The following is a 19,314-nucleotide window of genomic DNA, read 5'->3' on the forward strand; positions in this document are numbered from 1 at the left end:
CTTTTGCCAGAAGTAAGGGGCAATTAGCTGGAGCATGACAGTTCCTGTTTGTGCTGATCAGGTAAAATAATTTATTCTCGGTATGGGAATACTCACTCGTCATCTGCTCAAAAAAAACCAGCACACAAATTAAAGATATCAATAATGAATGTAACCGGTCTATTAATACCACTGTTCTTGTGCTGGTTATTTATAAGTTCATTGGCTTACTCAGGCGTATCGAAAGAAGAACAATTTAACTTATTGAGCCACCACAATAATGCATCACTGGTTGAAGATAGTCTGAAACTGGTCAGCAGGAGCTCGGGGCTGGCGGTTTCCACTGTGGTCCATTATGGAGTCTGGTACAGTATCTGCAAATCAACCAAGTTGTTGTCTGACCTTGCGAGACGGTTTAGCTCTATCAACACAGAGAAAAACAACTTGCAAGAGGTCAAATCATCTTTTTGTAATCAATTGGCAGCCGTTCTGACCTCCACTGAGGTTGCTTTGGCCGGAAAGGTTTCACCCTGGCCCCTTGAGCGGCTCTGGTGGCTACCGCTGCGATTTGCAGGAACAGGATTTGCTGGTTACAGAGCATACACTACTCAGGATCCTTATTTTATACCCATAATGACAATGGCTTACTTTACCCATGAGGTTGTGGCAAGAACCGCAGCCGCTGCTGACACCGTGCAGGCTCTGAAGCATCACGATAGACGCTCAATCCAACCTGAAGATTTTGTCTTCAGTGAATACGCTCTGTTGAAATCAATGGCTGGCTTGATGATCGGGACAATAGTTTATGAAAAGTTGGTCAGCAAAGGCTTTTCACCTGTTGAAGCAAGCTTCGTATATCTCCTTTCTGCTTCATTGTCAAAGTCAATATTAGCAATAGGCTATTTATCAGCATCTAATTCAGAAAGTGCTCATGCCTCAGAGGTAGAAGCAGGAGCAGAAATCTTAGCCGGAGCCTTAGCCGGATCATTAGCTGTAGCTACAGACGGAGCCATCGGAGTCGTAGCGGCCTGGAGCTTAAACCCAGTCTTGTTCATAGCCGCAGTTGGCACTCTGGCCTTCTCTCTACCTGAGGTTGAATCCATATACAGAGTTAAAGACAAAGTCCTGTCCGGAGCTCAGACTGGAGTCGGAGTCGGAATTGGAGTCATGGTAATTTTGATAAAACAAAACTCATACCTGGACTCAAACCGTTTATTGAGAAACGTCGCCATTACCCTGACTCCTGCATTGGCTTTGGCTCTGATCAATGGCCTTTCAAACAATGCTGTTTGTGGTGTCGCACTTGAAGAAAGTTTCACCGAAACAGCCCGTATCCAATGGCAGAAGTTTTATGCTCCTTTGGATTATTTGTACACCTTGTTTAATTGACAAATAGTTGCTTTGAACGCTTCGCGAAGGATCTGAATGACTTAAATGTCAGCTGACGTTTCTCTTTGTTAGAATAACTTGACAAAATCATCCCACCGACTTTTATATCGGCCTGTTTCCAAAAACACCTTTGATCGTTCGAGGCGAAACTTGCTCCTGATTCGGACAGCACAATAGTCAACACCTTCCAATAAGTGGCTTAAACTTCATAGCTGAACTATAAAGTCTTTTATCAACAGTAAAGGGGCAAATGGCAGGGACACTATGAAAGTGCTTGCGTATGCTGATCAGTTGAAACAGTTTACTCCCGACAGGTGAAAATTCGTTGATCATTTTCTCAGATAAAATCAGTATCCGAATTTAGGATATAAATAATGAAAATTTGCGTTAAATCACTAACACTATTCACGTGCTTATTTTTTATAAGCTCATTGGCTCATTCAGGCTTATCGAAAGAAGAACAATTTAACTTATTGAACCACTACAATAACGCATCGTTAGTTGAAGATAGCCTGAAACTGCTCATTAGTAGTTCCAGGCTGGCAGTCTCCACTGTAATCAATTATGGATTCTGGTACGGCATCTGCAGATCACCCGAGGTGGTAACTGCCCTAACGGGTCGCTTTGACCTGCCTCGCACAGAGGAAAGTGAATTACAGGAGGTCAAAGCATCTTTTTGCAACCAACTCGCAGCCGTTATCACCTCCACTGAAGTTGCTTTAACCGGGCACCTATCACTCTGGCCCCTTGAGCTAACCTGGTGGCAGCCACTGCGATTTGCAGGAACAGCATACGTTGGTTATCAAACATACACGAACTGTCCTTTTTATCCTGCCGCCGTTATGACTGCGGCATACTTAAGCCATGAGGAAGTGGCAAGAAACGTAGCCGGAGCCACTACCATCCGAGCTTTAAGGCATAAGGACATAGGCAAAACCCAACCTTTAAATTATGCCCTTAGTGAATATAAAATGTTGTCATCAGTCGCTGGCATTATAGTCGGGGCAATAGTCTATAAAAAGATGCTCAACAGAGGTTTAACTTCTGTGAAAGCAGCCTTTGCTTACATGATATCTGCTTCATTGACGAAGACATTATCAACAATATGCTCTCTTTCATTACCTAATTCAGGCAGTGCTGATAGAGTCGAGAAAGAAGCAGGTGCCATAGCAGCAGCTGGAGCCGGAGCAATAGCCGGATCGGTGGCAGCAGCCGGAACCATAGCTCTTTGGTGGCATGGAGATCTATTCCTGGATACAGCTACACTTAGCACCATTGCCTTTGCCATAGTTATACCTGCACACTATCACATAGACGTAGCCAGAGCCGTAGTCGGAATGACATACGGAGTCGTTTTCTTGCAATTTCTATTGCAACAAAGCCTGGAACTGGACTCAAGGCATTTAATGAGAAACATCGCGATTACTCTGGCTCCTGCATTAGCTCTCGCTTTGTTCAATGGACTTTCAAACCATGCTGTTTATGGTGTCACACTTGAAGAAAGTTTCACAGAAACCACCCGTAACCAGTGGAAGAAGTTTTATGCTCCTTTGGATTATTTGTACACCTTGTTTCATTGATAGTGCTCAATCTTGTAGCGGATGTAATTAAAGAATCAGGTTACTTCTGGCAGGTAAGGTTTGACTGATCATTTGCTAATCAAATCAGTCACCCTGATCAAGAGCATGAATGATGAAAAAAACCGGCAAACTAATTCCTCTATGTTCATGCCTATTATTGATATACTCAGTCGCTCATTCAAGCGTATCGAAAGAAGAACAATTTAACTTATTGAGCCACCACAATAATACATCATTAATTGAAGACGGTCTGAAACTGGTCGGTGGTAGTTCCGGGCTGGCAGTTTCTACCCTGATCAGTTACGGATTCTGGTACAGCATCTGCAAATCAACCGAGTGGGTATCTACCCATACGATTCGGTTTAGTCTGTCTGGTACAGAGCAAAATGAGTTACAAAAAGTCAATTCTTCTTTTTATAATCAACTCGCAGCCCTTATCACCTCCACTGAGATTGCTTTGGCCGGACACTTATCACTCTGGCCTCCGGATCAGCCCTGGTGGCAGCCTCTGAGATTTGTAAGAACAGGACTCGTTATTTATAACACATACACTACTGACGACCCTCATTTTATACCCTTAATAGCTATGACTTACTTTACACGTGAGACAGTGGCAAGAACGGTAGCCGGAGCCTGTACCGTAGAGACTTTGAGGCATCGTGCCAGACGTTCAATCCAACCTGAAGATTATACCTACAGTGAATATGCCATGGTGAAATCAGTCGCTGGCCTTATGGTCGCGACCATCGTTTATGACAAGTGGGTCACCAAAGGCTCTTCACATATAGAAGCAATCTTTCCTTATCTGGTGCTTGCTTCATTGGCAGAAACAATATTAGCAACGGGCTCTTTTTCAGTCGTTAATTCAGGCGTTAGTAGTACAGTCAATGTAGAAGCAGAAGCCGAAGCCTTAGCCGGATCAATAGCCGGAGCCACAGTTGGAGTCACGGGAACCCTATCTTCTGAGGCCTTAAACCTGTTCCTTTTCGCAGCCGCATTCAGGACTCTGGTACTCTCCCTACCTGCAGTTGAATCGTTATCCGGAGTTGAAGACACTGTTCTGACTGGTGCAATGGCCGGACTCGCAATCGGAGCCGGAGTCATGGATCTTATGTTAATAAAAAAACCAGAACCGGACTCAAACCATTTATTGAGCAACGTCGCTATAATCTTGATTCATGCATTCACCCTTGCTCTGACCAATGGCTTTTCAAACAATGCTCTATATGGCGTCTCGCTGGAAGAAAGTTTTTCCGAAACAGCCCGCAACCAATGGCAGAAGGTTTATGTTCCACTGGATTATTTGTACACCTTGTTTAATTAAGAATGAGTAAGATGCAAGCGACGGATAATTAGATTATGAATCACCAAACAATGATGGCGAAAATCCCATTACTGTACTAAAAAGTCTCATTAAAACAACTAAGTTCCAAGGACTTGTGACAGATTCCTCAGTGTGCTGGCCGGTTTTTTTACAACTAAAAACAAGCATATTAATAGTGGTACGGGAAGACCAGGTTTGTCGTTTCCTGGCAATAAAACAGTTATTCGAGTTAAGGATATGAACAATGAAAACATCCGGTAAACTAATACCACTATTCTCGTGCTTGTTATTGATCTGTTCATTCGCTCACTCAGGCGTATCGAAAGAAGAACAGTTTAACTTATTGAGCCACTACAATAATGCATCATTAGTTGGAGACAGTCTGAATCTGTTTATCAGCGGTTCCGGGCTGGCCGTTTCGACCCTGATCCAATATGGATTCTGGTACGGCATCTGCAAATCACCCGAGGTAGTATCAGCCCTTGCAGGTCGCTTTGACCTGTCAGGCACAGAAGAAAATGAGTTACATGGGATCAGAGCATCTTTTTGTCATCAACTCGCAGCCGTTATCACCTCCACTGAAGTTGCCTTAGCCGGGCACCTATCGCCGTGGCCCCTTGAGCTGCCCTGGTGGCAACCACTGCGATTTGTAGGAACAGCCTACGTTGGTTATCAAACATACACTCACCAGAATCCTTATTCTGCCACCATTAAAACTGCGATTTATTTTACCCATGAGGTAGTGGCAAGAACCGTAACCGGAGCCAGTGCTATTCGGAGCTTGAGGAAACAGAACACAAGCACAATCCAACCTTTAGATTATGCCCGAAATGAATATTTCATGTTGTCATCAACTGCTAGCATGCTGGTCGGAATAATGTTCTATAAAAAGATGCTCGCCATAGGTTCAACATCTTTGGAAGCGGCCATTGCTTACTTGATATCTGCTGGATTGACGGAAACAATATCAGCAATAAGCTATCTTCCAGTACTTAATTCAGACAGTGCTGGTATAGAGGAGAAAGAAGCAAAAGCCATAGCAGCAGCGGGAAGCGGAGCCATAGCAGCAGCGGGAAGCGGAGCCATAGCCGGATCGATTACTACAGCCATATCCGCGGCCATGGTTTCCTGGGGCAGATCAGATCTATCCTTGAACATAGCTGAACTTATCACCATAACCTTAGCTATACCTGACGTTAGACACCTGAATGGAAGTGAGATCTTAATCGGAACGATAGCCGGAACCGGATCCATACAATTTTTATTTCAACAAAGCCGGATACTGGACTCAGAACATTTAATGAGAAACGGCGCTGTTACCTTGGCTCCTGCATTAGCTCTGGCTTTAATCAATGGCGTTTCAAACAATGCTGTTTATGGTTACTCACTTGAAGAAAGTCTCACCGAAACAGCCCGTACCCAATGGATGAAGTTTTATGCTCCTTTGGATTACTTGTACACCTTGTTCAATTAACAACGAGTTCGATGCGAGCGACGGCCAATTAAATTTCATCTTATGAATGAGCAAACAATGATAGCGTGAATTACATTGCTGTACTATAAGGAAAGCCTCATGAAAACAACAAAATTCTAAGGACTTATGACTCGTTCCTGCGCGTGCTGATCGGGTTTTCACAACCACAAACAAGCAGGTTTGTGGCGGTACGGGAAAACTCGCTTTGTCGTTTTCTGATAATAAGTCAGTTACTCAAATTAAGGATATGAATAATGAAAACATCCGGTAAACTAATACCGTTATTCTCATGCTTGTTATTTATCTGTTCGGTTGCTCACTCAAGCGTATCGAGAGAAGAACAGTTTAATTTATTGAGCCACTACAATAATACATCGTTAGTTGAAGATAGTCTGAAACTGGTGAGCAGCAGTTCCGGGCCGGCGGCTTCCACCGTGATCAATTACGGACTCTGGTACGGCATCTGCAAAACAACGGGGCTGGTCGCTACCCTTTCCGGTCGCTATGACCTGTCTGTCACAGATCAAAATGAGTTACAAGAGGTCAAATCATCTTTTTGTAATCAACTCGCTGCCGTTATCACCTCCACCGAGGTTGCTTTAGCCGGTCGCGTATCACCCTGGCCCCTTGAGACACCTTGGTGGCAGCCAATGCGATTTGTAGGAACAGCCTACAGTGCTTATGAAGCATACACTCATCGTGATCCTTATCTTATACCCATAAGGACTACGGCTTACTTTACCCATGAGGTAGTGGCAAGAACAGTAGCTACAGCCACCGCTGTCGGGGGTTTAAGGTATCAGAATGAAAGTACAATCGCACCTTTTGACTATGCCCGCGCTGAATATAACATATTGTCATTTATTGCTGGCATGATGGTCGGAACAATAGTCCATGAAAAAATGATCGCCAGAGGTTTCTCGCCGGGAAAAGCAGCTTTTGGTCACATTGTATCCAGCGTATTGACAGACGGAATATTATTAATAAGTTATCTCTTAAAACAAATTTCAGACGATGATATTAGAGTTGAGACAGCAACGGCAGCAGAAGTCTTAGCCGGAACGGGAACCATAGCTGGGTCATGGGCCACAGCCGTAGTCGGAGCCGTAGATTCTGCGCAATCACCAAATTCATTATTCTCGGGTCAATTCGCAGTACCCATGTTCGTGGCTATGCGTCTGACTCCTGCCAGAACTGAACTATGGTCCGTCGTTGGAATGATCACCGGATCGATAGCCGGATCGGGAGTTATGTACCTTCTGTGGCAACAACACTCAAAACTCGACTCAAACCATTTATTGAATAATGTTGCTCTTACCCTGGCTCCTGCATTGGCGCTCGCCCTGATCAATGGCTTTTCAGACAATGCGGTGTATGGCTACTCACTGGAAGAGAGTTTCACCGAAACAACCCGTAACCAATGGAAGAAATTTCACGCTCCTTTGGATTACTTGTATACCTTGTTTAATTGACAAGACGCCCTGACATCCTTCACAGGCGCAAGGCTTTGAGCTTATTCAACACTTCCGGTAAATGGCGAAATTTCCGTTGCTGTACTATATCGTCTCTTGGCAGCAGCAAGACTCAAAGAACCCGGACCGAATGAGAGACTCCTATGTGCGCTGGTCATGATTTTACAGTTACAAAAAACAAACTACTCCCGGTTCGGGAAGATTCGGTTCGTCATTTACTGACCAAGAAATTAGTTGCCCGAATTAAAGACACAAGCAATGAAAACATTCCTAAATTAATGCCGCTGTTCTTGTGCTTGTTAATTATCTGTTCGGTGGCTCATTCAGGTATATCGAAAGAAGAACAATTCAACTTATTAAGTCACTACAATAATGCATCGTTAGTTGAAGACAGTCTGAAACTGGTCACCAGTGGTTCCGTGCTAGCCGTTTCCACCGTGATCAATTACGGATTCTGGTACGGCATCTGCAAATCACCTGAGCTGGTCTCTTCCCTTGCAGCTCGCTTTGGTCTGAATGGCCCAGAGAGAAATGAATTACAAGAATTCAAATCTTCTTTCTGTAATCAACTCGCAGCCGTCATCACTTCCACTGAGGCTGCAATAGCAGGACAAGTATCACCTTCGTCCCCTGAGCTGCAATGGTGGCGACCACTTCGATATGTTGGAACCGCATACATTGGTTATCGAGCATATACAAAATGCGATCCTGGTTTTATACCCATAATGACTGCGGCTTATTTTACCCATGAAATGGTGGCAAGAACGGTAGCCGGAGCTATCACCATACAAGCTTTAAGGTATCCTGACAGACCTTCAATCCAACCTGTAAATTATACCTGTCGTGAATATGCCGTATTGAAATCAATCACATGCGTGATGTTCGGGGCAATGCTTTATAACAAGTTTCTCGCCACAGGCTCTTCAACGGATAAGGCAATCTATGCTTATCTTGCGCTTGCTTCATTGATAGAGTTAGTACTGCCCGTGAGCCATTTTTCAGCATCTCATTCAGGCAATGCCCATGCAGTCGAGCTACAAGCAGGAGCCGAAACCTTAGCGGGGTCAATGGCCACAGCCTCAGCCGGAGCCTTCTTTGTTGGGATCTTTGACTTAGCATTGTCCACAGCCGTAGCAGGTTATATGGTCTTCTCACTCAGTAAAACTGAATTTTTATCCGGAGTTGAAGACGAAGTCCTGTCTGGAGCTTTAGTCGGAGCTGGAGTCGGATTCGGAGTCGGATTCGGAGTCCTGATACTTCTGTTAAAACAAAACTTAGAGCTAGACTCAAACCGTTTATTGAGAAACATCGCTATTACCCTGGCTCCTGCCTTGGCTATCGCTCTGATCAATGGCTTTTCAAACAACATAGTGTATGGCTACTCACTTGAAGACAGTTTTTCCGAAACCGCCCATAACCAGTGGAAGAAGTTTTATGTTCCTTTGGATTACTTGTACACCTTGTTTAATTAACAATGAATGAGATGCAAGCAACGGCTAATTAGATTTTATCTTATAAATCGCCAAACAATGATGGCGAAAATTACATTGCTGCACTATAAAGCCTCATGAAAACAAAAAAGTTCTATGGACTTATGACTTATTCCTGCGTGTGCTGGTCATTTTTTTACAACGACAAACAAGCAGGTTAATAGTTTTTCGGGAAGATCCGATTTGTCGTTTTCTGACAATAAAACAGTTACTCGAGTTAAGGATATGAATAATGAAAACATCCGGTAATCTAATACCGCTATTCTCATACTTGTTATTGATCTGTTCGATCGCTCACTCAAGCGTATCGAGAGAAGAGCAGTTTAATTTATTGAGCCACTACAATAATGCATCGTTAGTTGAAGATAGTCTGAAACTGGTGAGCAGCAGTTCCGGACTAGCCGTTTCCACTGTAATCAACTACGGATTCTGGTACGGCATCTGCAAAACAACGGGGCTGGTCGCTGCCCTTTCCGGTCGGTTTGGCCTGTCCGGCACAGAGCAAAATGAGTTACAAGAGGCCAAATCATCTTTTTGTAATCAACTCGCTGCCGTTATCACCTCCACCGAGGTGGCTTTAGCCGGTCGCGTATCGCCCTGGCCTCTTGAGACGCCCTGGTGGCAGCCACTGCGATTTGTAGGAACAGCATACAGTGCATATGAAGCATACACTAACCGCGATCCCTATCTTATACCCATAATGACTACGGCTTACTTTACCCATGAGGTGATGGCAAGAACGGTAGCCGGAGCCACTACTGTCGGGGGTTTAAGGTACCAGAATGAAAGTACAATCCAACCTTTGGACTATACCCACACTGAATATAAAATGTTGTCATTTTTCACTGGCATGATGGTCGGGACAATAGTCCACGAGAAAATGATTGCCAGAGGTGTCTCTCCGGGAAAAGCAGCTTTTGGTTACATCATATCTGCCGTATTGACAGACGGAATATTATTAATAAGTAATCTCTCAAAACGTATTTTAGACGGTGATATTAGAGTTGAAACAGCAACGGCAGCAGAAGTCTTAGCCGGAACCGGAGCCATAGCTGGGTCATGGGCCACAGCTACAGTCGGAGTCGTAAATGTTGCGCAATCACCAAATTCATTATTCTTGGGCCACGTCACATTAGCCAACTTGTTTGTGGCAGAAAGTCTGACTGCTACTGTTCGAACTGAACTATGGTGCGCCGCTGGAATGGCGACGGGATCGGTAGTCGGAAGCGAAGTTGTGCATCTTCTGTGGCAACAACGCTCAAGACTGGATTCAAACCATTTATTGAATAACGTTGCTCTTACCCTGGCTCCTGCCTTGGCTCTCGCTCTGATCAATGGCTTTTCAAACAACATAGTCTATGGCTACTCACTGGAAGAGAGTTTCAGCGAAACAGCTCGTAACCAATGGAAGAAATTTCATGCTCCTTTGGATTATTTGTACACCTTGTTTAAATAACAGAGAGTTGATGCGAGGGTGAGAAACGTTACGACCTATGGGTGATGATGGTTAAAGCCCAGTCTGACACGATGACTTGAAACGTCAAAACAGCCCCATCTGTCCGTCAATCAACGTATTAAAATCAAGATTTATAAAAGGTAGAACTCCGTCCGCCACCGGCTTTAGCTGCTTGTCGATGTAATGTTGATAATCAATAGGGCTGGTGCAATATTCCAGCGGCTCAGGTCCATTGACTGTCATCAGGTACTGAATCCAACCTTTTCGCTGATACTTAAGTGATTTTCCCAGTGACTGATTGATCTCATCCGCCTTTCTGGCCGCCCTGACCTGGGGAGGAATGTTTTTAACATAGTCCTTGAGATTTCGCCGCAGTCGCTTTCGATATACCAGTTTGTCATCCCACGCTCCGGCCAGCGTTTTCTGAACGGTTTCCGTGACCAGCTTTTCCGGGGATTGATCATTAAACACTAACGAGAACAGTTCCGTTTGAAAATACTTGGCCAATGCCGTCCAGTCAGAACGCACCGTTTCCAGCCCCTTGAATACCAGTTCCTGTCCACCAACAGTGGATTTAATGCCGGCATAGCGTTTTTTACTGCCGGTGTCCGATCCACGTATGGTAGGCATCAGAAACCTCTGGTAGCAAGTTTCGAACTCAAGTTCCAGCGCCGAGTCCAGTTGCAAATCTTCTCTCAGTTTGGCTGTCCAGCGGTCATTGATCATACGTTCCAGTTTTTTACCGGTCGATCTTGCCTGTTCATCGGAATAGGCCTCATCTAAAAGCACGAAAGTAGAATCAGTATCACCGTAAATCACCCGATAGCCCTGCCCTTCTAGCCATCGGGCTGTCTGCTGCATGATTTCATGCCCTCGCAGGGTAATGGAGCTGGCCAACCGGGTGTCATAGAAACGACAACCACCTGAGCCCAACACGCCATAAAAAGAATTCATAATAATCTTCAGCGCCTGAGAACGGGCAGCATCGTTTTGCTTCTTGGCCTCATCCCTTTGAGCCCAAAAGGAAGCAATAATATCAGGGAGAAAATGCCGCTCACGTGAGAAAAGTGCGCCACGAAAACCGGGAATCGTACCTTCCGGTTCTTTCAAACCTTCTACCAGCCCGAGGGGATCAATTTTGAAGGTTCTGATGATCGAAGGATAAAGGCTCTTGAAATCCAGAACGATCACATTGCGATAGAGTCCGGGAATGGAATCCATGACATAACCCCCCGGACTGGCCAGACCACCCCCTTCTGGTAAATTCGGAGCCACATAACCGGCTCTGTGCAAACGTGGCATATAGAGATTGGTAAAGGCCTGGACTGAGCCTCCCATCCGATCAAGCTCCAGCCCGGTCAGATGACTGCGCAATCTCAGGTAATCAAGAATGTTGGTGTGTTCAAAAATCTCTTCAACCAGTCGGCAGTCTTGCAGGTTGTAACGGGCCAGCTTTTCCTTGTTATGGTGAAAGTCATGATTAATGATAGCCATCCGGTTATCTACGTCTTCTGTCGCTTTACCTTTGCCCAGCAGCGTCTGTGCCACAAACTCCAGACTAAAGCTGTCAAACTGATAGGTTGCAGCCTTTAAGGCCTCGATACCATCGATGACCATTCGACCGGGCAGAGTAATGAAGCCCTGTCCACTTTCACCTCTGCGATTTCTCCAGCTGGCTGCCTGTTGCCCCCTTCCCAGTTTTAACTTCATTCCATAGCGTTCCGCTCGTTTGAGCAGTAGCCGAAAATCAAAGTTAATGACATTCCAGCCAATCACTATGTCGGGGTCCAGAGTTCCAAGCGTCTCTTCAAGCGCCACAAGAAGTGCTTTTTCATCCGGAACCCATTGTATCCAGTCGACCCGCTCCTGATCGCCTACCATGATAACCCGTCCAAAGTCTCCTCCCGAAAGACCCACTGAGTAAAGTTCTCCCCGCTCGGAACATTCAATATCCAGGGAAACTACTTTGAAGTCGGGATTAAACTCTGCAGGACGAATGCGCGCATTGCGGTACTCCCGATAACCTGACTTCTGCACCGGATCTCCGGTGAATGCCACGCCACCGTAGACAAACCTCTCCATCAGAAACCGGTCTGCCAGCCTGACATCGGCTTCCAGCAACTCTATGCCTCTGGTACGAAAATATTCCTGCATCTGAAACGATTGCTGCACGTTATGACTATAAAGGGCAGTGACTGGCTCATGGCGAAAGTTCTTCAGAGGCAGCGGTTTTGCCTCAATCGTTGGATAAGTCCTGAAAAACTCACTCTGTAGCGGCTCAAACTCAGAGGAAACGACAAAGCAGACGGGACGCACCTCTTCAATTACCAGTCTTGCAGGGCCATCATCGGTGACAACCCACATAATAACTTCCGCCTGTCCCCTGTGGTCCTGGCTATGTCGGCTCAGAAGAAAGCCTCTGCGTACAGGCTCGGTATTTTGCAAGTCAGTTCTCAAATGTTGTTCTGTTTTCGGACTGGCTCCCGGGAGAGCATAATTTCCTGATATTAACATTGCCGCAGCAGCGCGGGGAGGCTAAAAACAAGAATCCGGATGGACAAACTCTCAGGACTGGCTAAAAATGGAGATACTTCAAGACCTTAACAAACGGCCCCTTGTGAGGGGTTGCATAAAAACACTGCTTCATCTTTGAACAGGGTGAAGTGATTTTTGAGATAAGAAAAATGACAGGTTCAGTTTAATGACATTACCTGACGATCTTGAATACCTGACAGGCTTTGGTAACGAACACGAAACAGAGGCATTACCCGATGCCCTGCCCAAGGCCTGCTTCAATCCTCAGAAAGTGGCTTATGGTCTGTATTGTGAACAGTTTTCAGCCACTGCTTTCACAGCGCCCAAACACCAAAACCGCCGAACCTGGACCTACCGAATCCGCCCTTCTGCTGTTCAGGGAAACTACCAGTGCTGGGATAAGAACCCCTTGCTGGAAACCGCTCCCCTGGATCTGCCTCCTGTGCCGAGCCCACTTCGCTGGGACCCCCTGCCCGCTCCTGAACAACCGACTGATTTTATCAGTGGCCTGACCACTATTGCAGCCAATGGTAAAGCCATCACGCAGATCGGTAGTGCCATTCATCTATACGCAGCTAATCAAAGCATGGAAAAGCGTTTTTTTTATAATGCCGATGGCGAGCTGCTGATTGTCCCTCAAACAGGGGCTCTGATGATCTTTACCGAACTGGGTCGATTACAGGTCAGTCCGGGCGATATCGCCGTGATTCCGCGGGGTATGAAATTCAGGGTCAACCTACTGGAGAGTCAAGCCAGCGGCTATCTCTGCGAAAACTATGGAGCCCCGCTCACCCTGCCGGAACGTGGCCCGGTAGGTGCCAATGGCTTTGCCAATGACCGGGATTTCCAATACCCCGTTGCCTGGTATGAAGATAAAGAAGGTGATTTCGAACTGATCGGTAAATTTGCCGGTCATCTTTATGTCTGTGAGCTCAATCACTCCCCATTGGATGTCGTTGCCTGGGTGGGGAATTCTGCGCCCTATAAATACGAGCTGTCCCGCTTTAATGCCATCAACACAGTAAGTTACGACCATCCTGACCCCTCTATTTTTACAGTACTGACATCTCAATCTCATACACCCGGCGTCGCCAATCTGGACTTTGTCATCTTCCCTCCCCGCTGGATGGTGGCTGAAAACACCTTCCGCCCCCCCTGGTATCATCGCAATTTTATGAGCGAGTTCATGGGATTGGTTCATGGTGTTTATGACGCCAAGGAAAATGGATTTGTACCCGGTGGAAGCAGTCTGCATAACAGTATGTCACCCCATGGTCCTGATGCAGACGTATTCAGGAAAGCCAGCGAAGCGCAGCTTAAACCCGTGCGTTATGAAAATACTCTGGCCTTCATGTTTGAATCCCGATACGTCTATGTACCCTCAAAATTCGCGATGGAGAGCGACATACGACAAAAAGACTATATTAAATGCTGGTCTGGCCTGCAGAAGCACTTTGACCCGAACCAGAAACCTTAAACAAGAATAATCATGAGTGTCAGGCTACGCTATTGGCTGCTGACACTCTGTTTTTCCAATGCACTCAGGATAGATAATGATTTCACTGAACGAGACTCATGACGTCAATCTCACCAGCTGGGTATATTGTGCTAACCAGTCAGACTGCGACTTCCCCATTCAGAATCTGCCTTTTGCTGTTTTTCGCAAAGGCAGCGAGCCCTTTCGGTGCGGCGTAGCCATTGGTAACCAGATTCTGGATCTCAAGGCGACAGCAGCACTGAAACCTTTTGACGGCAAAGCAGCCGACGCACTCGCAGCTTGTGCCCACGATAACCTCAATCCCCTGATGGAGTTGGGTTTTGAATATTGGAGTGCTCTCAGGCTGAGCCTGTCCAGGGCACTGAGAACAGAGTCAGAGCTTGAAAGCCAGCTGAAACCCTTTCTGCTCACCATGAATAAAGCCGAATTTGCCCTGCCCTGCCAGATTCGGGATTACACTGACTTCTATTCATCTATCTATCACGCCAAAGCAGTCGGTTCATTATTCAGACCCGATAACCCTTTGCTGCCTAACTACAAATGGGTGCCTATTGGCTACCATGGCAGAGCCTCTTCTATTGAAGTTTCAGGGCAGACTTTTCATCGTCCACAAGGTCAAACCAAAGCGCCGGATGCAGAACAACCCTTATATGGTCCTTGTAAACGACTCGACTATGAGCTTGAAATGGGCATTTTCATCGGTCAGGGCAACCCTCTGGGTGCTCCTGTTGCGCTGGATGAGACCGATCAGCATGTATTCGGAATGTGTCTTCTGAATGACTGGTCTGCACGGGACATCCAAGCCTGGGAGTACCAGCCCCTGGGACCGTTTCTGGCCAAAAGCTTTGCCTCTACCATATCGCCGTGGATTGTCACGCTGGAAGCACTGGCACCCTACCGAACCAGTTACCTTCGTCCTGCCGATGATCCACAACCCCTGCCTTATTTGAGCTCGGAAGAAAACAGCACCCTGGGAGCACTGGATATTCAGCTGGAAGTCCTGCTACAAACACCCGCTATGAAAGGTGCTCAGCAAAGTATGGAAAAACTGTCTCAGTCCAGTTTCAAACATTCTTACTGGAGTGTTGGACAGATGGTGGCTCATCACGCCAGTAACGGTTGCAACCTGCAATCCGGTGATTTGCTGGGAACGGGTACTCAGTCAGGCCCCAGGCCAGAGGAAGCAGGCTCTTTACTCGAGCTGACAAAAGGTGGCAAGGAGTCTTTGACCCTGACCAATGGTGAACAAAGAACGTTCCTGCAAGACGGAGATACCGTTGTCATGAGAGGCTGGTGCGAGAAAGAAGGCGCTGCCAGAATCGGCTTCGGTGAAGTCTCAGCCACCCTTCTGCCAGCAAAGGAGTAATGCCATGAAGCTTTATAGTTACTTCCGATCTTCAGCGGCTTATCGGGTAAGGATCGCCCTGAACCTGAAAGGACTGGATCACGAATTGATCCCGGTTAACCTGTTGAAGTCAGAGCAGACGAAGGAGCAATATAAAAGCATTCAACCCCAGGGACTGGTACCGGCAATGGCAGTCGGGAATAACAGACTGATTCAGTCAATGGCTATCCTGGAATGGCTTGAAGAAACCTGTCCGGAACCGACCATTATCCCGGGTGATGTCTGGCAGAAAGCCCAGATCCGCAGCCTGGCCAATATCATCAGCTGCGATATACATCCTCTGAACAACCTGAGAGTTCTGAAATATCTCAAGTCAGAATTTGCAGTGAGTGACGAACAGAAAAACCAATGGTACCAGCACTGGATAAAAGCCGGGTTCGAGGCTTATGAGCAGCAATTGGGGGATGACTATTTCTGTATCGGAGATACACCCACCCTGGCCGATATCTGCCTGATACCGCAGGTCTACAATGCCTTGCGATTTAAAGTATCGTTAACGGATTATCCAAAAATCCAGGCAGTCCATCAGCACTGCAATGAACTCAAGGCATTTATTGATGCCAGTCCGGAGCAACAGCCTGATAGCACTCTGTAACAGAAGCTCAACGCCGCTTCAAAGCAATGATCGCCCTGCGATCGTTGATAGCCAGGTAAGCTAACTTTTCGAATTCAGGGTATTCACCGGGTTGATAAAGATTTTTCTTGACGACGATCTGCCGAGTGACAACCAGTGTATTACCCTCCATCTTATAGTGACTGCTGTATGAGCCTGCCCCGTTACGCACCTCGAGGTTTTCAGGCAGCCGGGTTACTTTGTAGTTTTTTGGCAGTTTCATGCGGTGATCCCATCGATAATGTCGAGCTCCTACCGTAAACGGGAACTTGCGTTTTCCATCCACGAGATAAGTTCTCAGTGCCAGCACATCCTGAAAATCAAGCCCTGGTGCTGTGGTGATAAACCCTTCCCTGCCCAACTGAAAAGCGTAGGGACTGTGCCAGTCACCCTGATAAGCAGGCTGTCTTTCCAGATCATAAGCAGGCGTTCCCCAAGAAATATTACCAAAGCCACCACTCAAGGTGTCCGCCAGAAGATTACTGGCCTTCCATTCACCACTACCACTGGATGCCAACAACTCCCGAATCTGTTCTCCAATAATTCCAGTGCCAGTGACCATACTCTCTCCTCTCAAAAGTCCATTACTGGAGAGCACTGACTGGTTTTTTACCCAGTAGCGGTTCTGATCTGGTTGCATGGCAGGAAGATATCGAGTTTCGCCTTCAGGACCGGCCACTACTACCCGTTTGCCCGAAAGACTATAATCCAGCAACCCGAACGTAGACAGTGGCGAAACAGGGTTGAGCCAAGTGTTCAACTCAGGGATGAACAACAACACATGATTGAATTGCATGGAAGTCGCCACCGGCCAATCCTTATAGCTGTCATCCCAGCTGACCAGTGCCGGCTTTGACTCAACACCGCGGGCTTTTAACAGTGCCTGCAACAACAAAGCCTGATCTTTGCAATCACCATAACCATGACGAAGAATCTCTTCCACCGGGTGAGGAACCAGCATATCCTCCAAATTGAAGCTGAGAGACAGGTAATTAATATTTTGTGCCACCCAGTTATAAATCAGGACGGCCTCTTCCCTGGGATGTTTGGCTCCCTGTGTGATCTCCTCAGCCAGCGCACGGATTTCATCACTGTCAGTCTGCCTGTTCAGGCTGCTCTCATAGTATATCTGACCGATCTCTTCCCAGCTTTTCAGTGAGGTCAGCGCAAACATGGGCAGTACATCATCCGAACTGACCATATTTGGCTCCATCTCCTGATAAGGGAAGTTTTCGAGGCTAACCGTTAACTCTTTTCGTTTGCCTTTCCGGGACTCTTTCACAGCAAACTCGCCTCTACTCCCCCATTTCATGGGTATGTTTTCAGGCAGCAGAATCGTAGCCACTATTTTCTTCTGCTCCAGTTCCAACTCAGGCTGTAGTGCCATATTAAAGCCCATGGGACTTTTCTTCTTCACCACATGCTTGAACTTCAACTTCATGATGCTGCCAGGTATTAAGCGGGAAAAAATGACCACAGCTTCCCTGTTACGCCGCTCCTTATCACGCCCGCCCAGATCCTGTTCGTAAATATTCTCTTTTTCAACCGGGAACACTTTTCCGTCCGGATGGGTGATCGAAGCTTCCAGAACTTTCAAGGATTCATTTTCGGAAAAATAACTATAGTGATATTCCTGCATCTCCTCCGCACCCGCGGGGGTCAGTACCTGATACTCCAGCGTTACAGTACGGGTATAAGTCAGATCATCCTGAATCTCGATGCGATAATCCGACAACAGATTGCGATAGTCCTGAACAGCTTCATCCGCCTGAACCAGACCTGAAATGATCAACAACAATAAGGACAAAAAAGCAAAATAAACACGCATAAAATCATTTTCACCAAACATAACTCCTCCTTAAAATGAATGGAATTCACGCATGAATTTAGACCGTTAATATTGTAAAAGTTCAGCGTAGGCCGTTATTTAGAGGCTGAGACGCGTCGAAGGTAGTCAAGATTCATTCGGACCGTCGCTTCAGAGCCACTCCATAAGCATGGTGACTTGATGGCTTCTTTTGCATACCTCAAACAATAGGTTCAAGCATTTTTAGAAACTCAGCCATAGTGTTTGCTAACTTGCGATGAGGTTTCTTACCGACTTTTTCTGCCCAGATATCACCGGTTTCATTATTCAGGGTAAGATTGATGTCTTCCATATCGGTGACGGCAAAAAACAGGGTAACAGGCTGACGGAGTTTGCGTTTCATCCAGATGTGTCCCAGCAGATTTTCCTGCAACCGTTCAAAATCTCCGGAGCTCCAGGCAAACAATAATTCCAGCCCCCCTTCTTCGGTTCTGGCGGGCAGGTTCGCCGAGTAAAAGCTGCCGTAATAGGCTTTCAGATCCGGATGTAGCTCCAACTCAACTGCCGATTCAATATTGCCAAAATCCAGCTGCGGCTCGCACTCCACAGGCTGCCAGCCCACTTCTGCTCCATCCATGACCTCCTGCATTTCGCAGGGAGAGGGCCAGTCACTGTCATGTTCAATCACAGGCAACGACTGATGCTCTAACTGATAGCGGTTCCTGAATTTCTGCTGAAAATCAATCAAGGCATCTTTGACAGTGTGGCTGCTGGGCATAGGGACTTCCTGAGTCAACAAAAAATAGCGGAAAGGTGAGTATAACGTCCTCCGGCCTGTTCGTGCTGAACTTTTGCCTTGCCTCAACTCGTTCCCACGCTGGGAACCACAGAGCTTAAAAGCGTGGGAACCAGTGCTCTGTAGGGAACAATTTCATAACGAATCTTGATATAAAAGGGAGAGTGGGTACTCGGCAGGTATAACTGCATCACTCAAGCTGAATGACTCCCGCCTTTGCGACAGCCTCCTTCGCGGGAATGAAGACCTCCTACATTATCCCCTGCAGAGGAACCAGGGTTTTACAACAGGCTCCGAAACATGGGGACGGGGATGACTAATTTTTTGGAAAAAAAAAGCCCACTGTAAGAAGTGGGCTTTTTTCATTGAAATCACTTATATGGTAGGCGGTACTGGAGTCGAACCAGCGACCTTTACGATGTCAAAATTACAGCAACCAAACAAATAACCCATTGTTTTATATATAAAATAGCATTATTTTGGCACTATCATTCTA

General features: G+C 46.4%; 13 protein-coding genes. 10 read left to right on the forward strand and 3 right to left on the reverse strand.

Annotation, left to right across the window (positions count from 1 at the left end; all coding sequences use genetic code 11):
* Nucleotides 1-243 precede the first annotated feature (243 nt).
* From KBW69_RS13145 to KBW69_RS13175, 7 genes are all read left to right on the forward strand, one after another.
* A complete protein-coding gene (locus KBW69_RS13145) occupies nucleotides 244-1,368 on the forward strand; it encodes a hypothetical protein (protein WP_257281148.1) in 1,125 nt (374 codons plus the stop codon).
* Between the two features lie 473 nt (nucleotides 1,369-1,841).
* Entirely contained in the window at nucleotides 1,842-2,948 is a 1,107-nt protein-coding gene (locus KBW69_RS13150) for a hypothetical protein (RefSeq protein WP_257255593.1), read from the forward strand.
* A 211-nt stretch (nucleotides 2,949-3,159) separates the two neighbouring features.
* Complete coding sequence (locus KBW69_RS13155) at nucleotides 3,160-4,272, forward strand: hypothetical protein (RefSeq protein ID WP_257281149.1); 1,113 nt, start codon at nucleotides 3,160-3,162, stop codon at nucleotides 4,270-4,272.
* Nucleotides 4,273-5,149: 877 nt separating this feature from the next.
* Nucleotides 5,150-5,746 (forward strand): hypothetical protein, encoded by a 597-nt coding sequence (locus KBW69_RS13160; RefSeq protein ID WP_257281150.1) that lies wholly within the window; start codon nucleotides 5,150-5,152, stop codon nucleotides 5,744-5,746.
* Nucleotides 5,747-6,099: 353 nt separating this feature from the next.
* On the forward strand, nucleotides 6,100-7,218 hold the full coding sequence (locus KBW69_RS13165; RefSeq protein WP_257281151.1) for a hypothetical protein: 1,119 nt from the start codon (nucleotides 6,100-6,102) through the stop codon (nucleotides 7,216-7,218).
* Between the two features lie 143 nt (nucleotides 7,219-7,361).
* Complete coding sequence (locus KBW69_RS13170) at nucleotides 7,362-8,690, forward strand: hypothetical protein (protein ID WP_257281152.1); 1,329 nt, start codon at nucleotides 7,362-7,364, stop codon at nucleotides 8,688-8,690.
* A gap of 349 nt (nucleotides 8,691-9,039) precedes the next feature.
* Nucleotides 9,040-10,164 (forward strand): hypothetical protein, encoded by a 1,125-nt coding sequence (locus KBW69_RS13175; RefSeq protein ID WP_257281153.1) that lies wholly within the window; start codon nucleotides 9,040-9,042, stop codon nucleotides 10,162-10,164.
* An 84-nt stretch (nucleotides 10,165-10,248) separates the two neighbouring features.
* Here the strand turns inward: KBW69_RS13175 and KBW69_RS13180 are convergent, their stop codons facing one another.
* Nucleotides 10,249-12,609, reverse strand: a complete 2,361-nt coding sequence (locus KBW69_RS13180) for a DNA polymerase II (protein WP_257281154.1) — start codon at nucleotides 12,607-12,609, stop codon at nucleotides 10,249-10,251.
* A 256-nt stretch (nucleotides 12,610-12,865) separates the two neighbouring features.
* Here KBW69_RS13180 and hmgA point away from each other — a divergent pair, with 256 nt between their 5' ends.
* The 3 genes from hmgA to maiA all read left to right on the forward strand — a co-directional run bounded on the left by hmgA (nucleotide 12,866) and on the right by maiA (nucleotide 16,197).
* Complete coding sequence (gene hmgA, locus KBW69_RS13185; protein WP_257255625.1) at nucleotides 12,866-14,176, forward strand: homogentisate 1,2-dioxygenase; 1,311 nt, start codon at nucleotides 12,866-12,868, stop codon at nucleotides 14,174-14,176.
* A 76-nt stretch (nucleotides 14,177-14,252) separates the two neighbouring features.
* Entirely contained in the window at nucleotides 14,253-15,563 is a 1,311-nt protein-coding gene (gene fahA, locus KBW69_RS13190; protein ID WP_257255624.1) for a fumarylacetoacetase, read from the forward strand.
* Nucleotides 15,564-15,567: 4 nt separating this feature from the next.
* Nucleotides 15,568-16,197: a maleylacetoacetate isomerase gene (gene maiA, locus KBW69_RS13195; protein WP_257255623.1), complete on the forward strand. Its 630-nt coding sequence runs from the start codon at nucleotides 15,568-15,570 to the stop codon at nucleotides 16,195-16,197.
* 7 nt (nucleotides 16,198-16,204) lie between these two features.
* On the opposite strand, the gene KBW69_RS13200 is transcribed toward maiA, so the two are convergent.
* Complete coding sequence (locus tag KBW69_RS13200; RefSeq protein ID WP_257255622.1) at nucleotides 16,205-18,064, reverse strand: DUF3857 domain-containing protein; 1,860 nt, start codon at nucleotides 18,062-18,064, stop codon at nucleotides 16,205-16,207.
* Nucleotides 18,065-18,242: 178 nt separating this feature from the next.
* Entirely contained in the window at nucleotides 18,243-18,800 is a 558-nt protein-coding gene (syd, locus tag KBW69_RS13205) for a SecY-interacting protein (protein ID WP_257255621.1), read from the reverse strand.
* Nucleotides 18,801-19,314: the final 514 nt, after the last annotated feature.

Origin of the sequence: Endozoicomonas sp. ISHI1, assembly GCF_024606225.1 — a bacterium.
Taxonomy (GTDB): Bacteria; Pseudomonadota; Gammaproteobacteria; order Pseudomonadales; family Endozoicomonadaceae; genus Endozoicomonas_A.

Excerpts from the sequence above, each read along its gene's own strand:
- fahA (WP_257255624.1), top strand. The coding sequence starts at position 14,253 with ATGATTTCACTGAACGAGACTCATGACGTCAATCTCACCAGCTGGGTA.
- KBW69_RS13200 (WP_257255622.1), bottom strand. The coding sequence starts at position 18,064 with ATGTTTGGTGAAAATGATTTTATGCGTGTTTATTTTGCTTTTTTGTCC.
- hmgA (WP_257255625.1), top strand. The coding sequence starts at position 12,866 with ATGACATTACCTGACGATCTTGAATACCTGACAGGCTTTGGTAACGAA.
- syd (WP_257255621.1), bottom strand. The coding sequence starts at position 18,800 with ATGCCCAGCAGCCACACTGTCAAAGATGCCTTGATTGATTTTCAGCAG.
- KBW69_RS13170 (WP_257281152.1), top strand. The coding sequence starts at position 7,362 with ATGTGCGCTGGTCATGATTTTACAGTTACAAAAAACAAACTACTCCCG.
- maiA (WP_257255623.1), top strand. The coding sequence starts at position 15,568 with ATGAAGCTTTATAGTTACTTCCGATCTTCAGCGGCTTATCGGGTAAGG.
- KBW69_RS13160 (WP_257281150.1), top strand. The coding sequence starts at position 5,150 with ATGTTCTATAAAAAGATGCTCGCCATAGGTTCAACATCTTTGGAAGCG.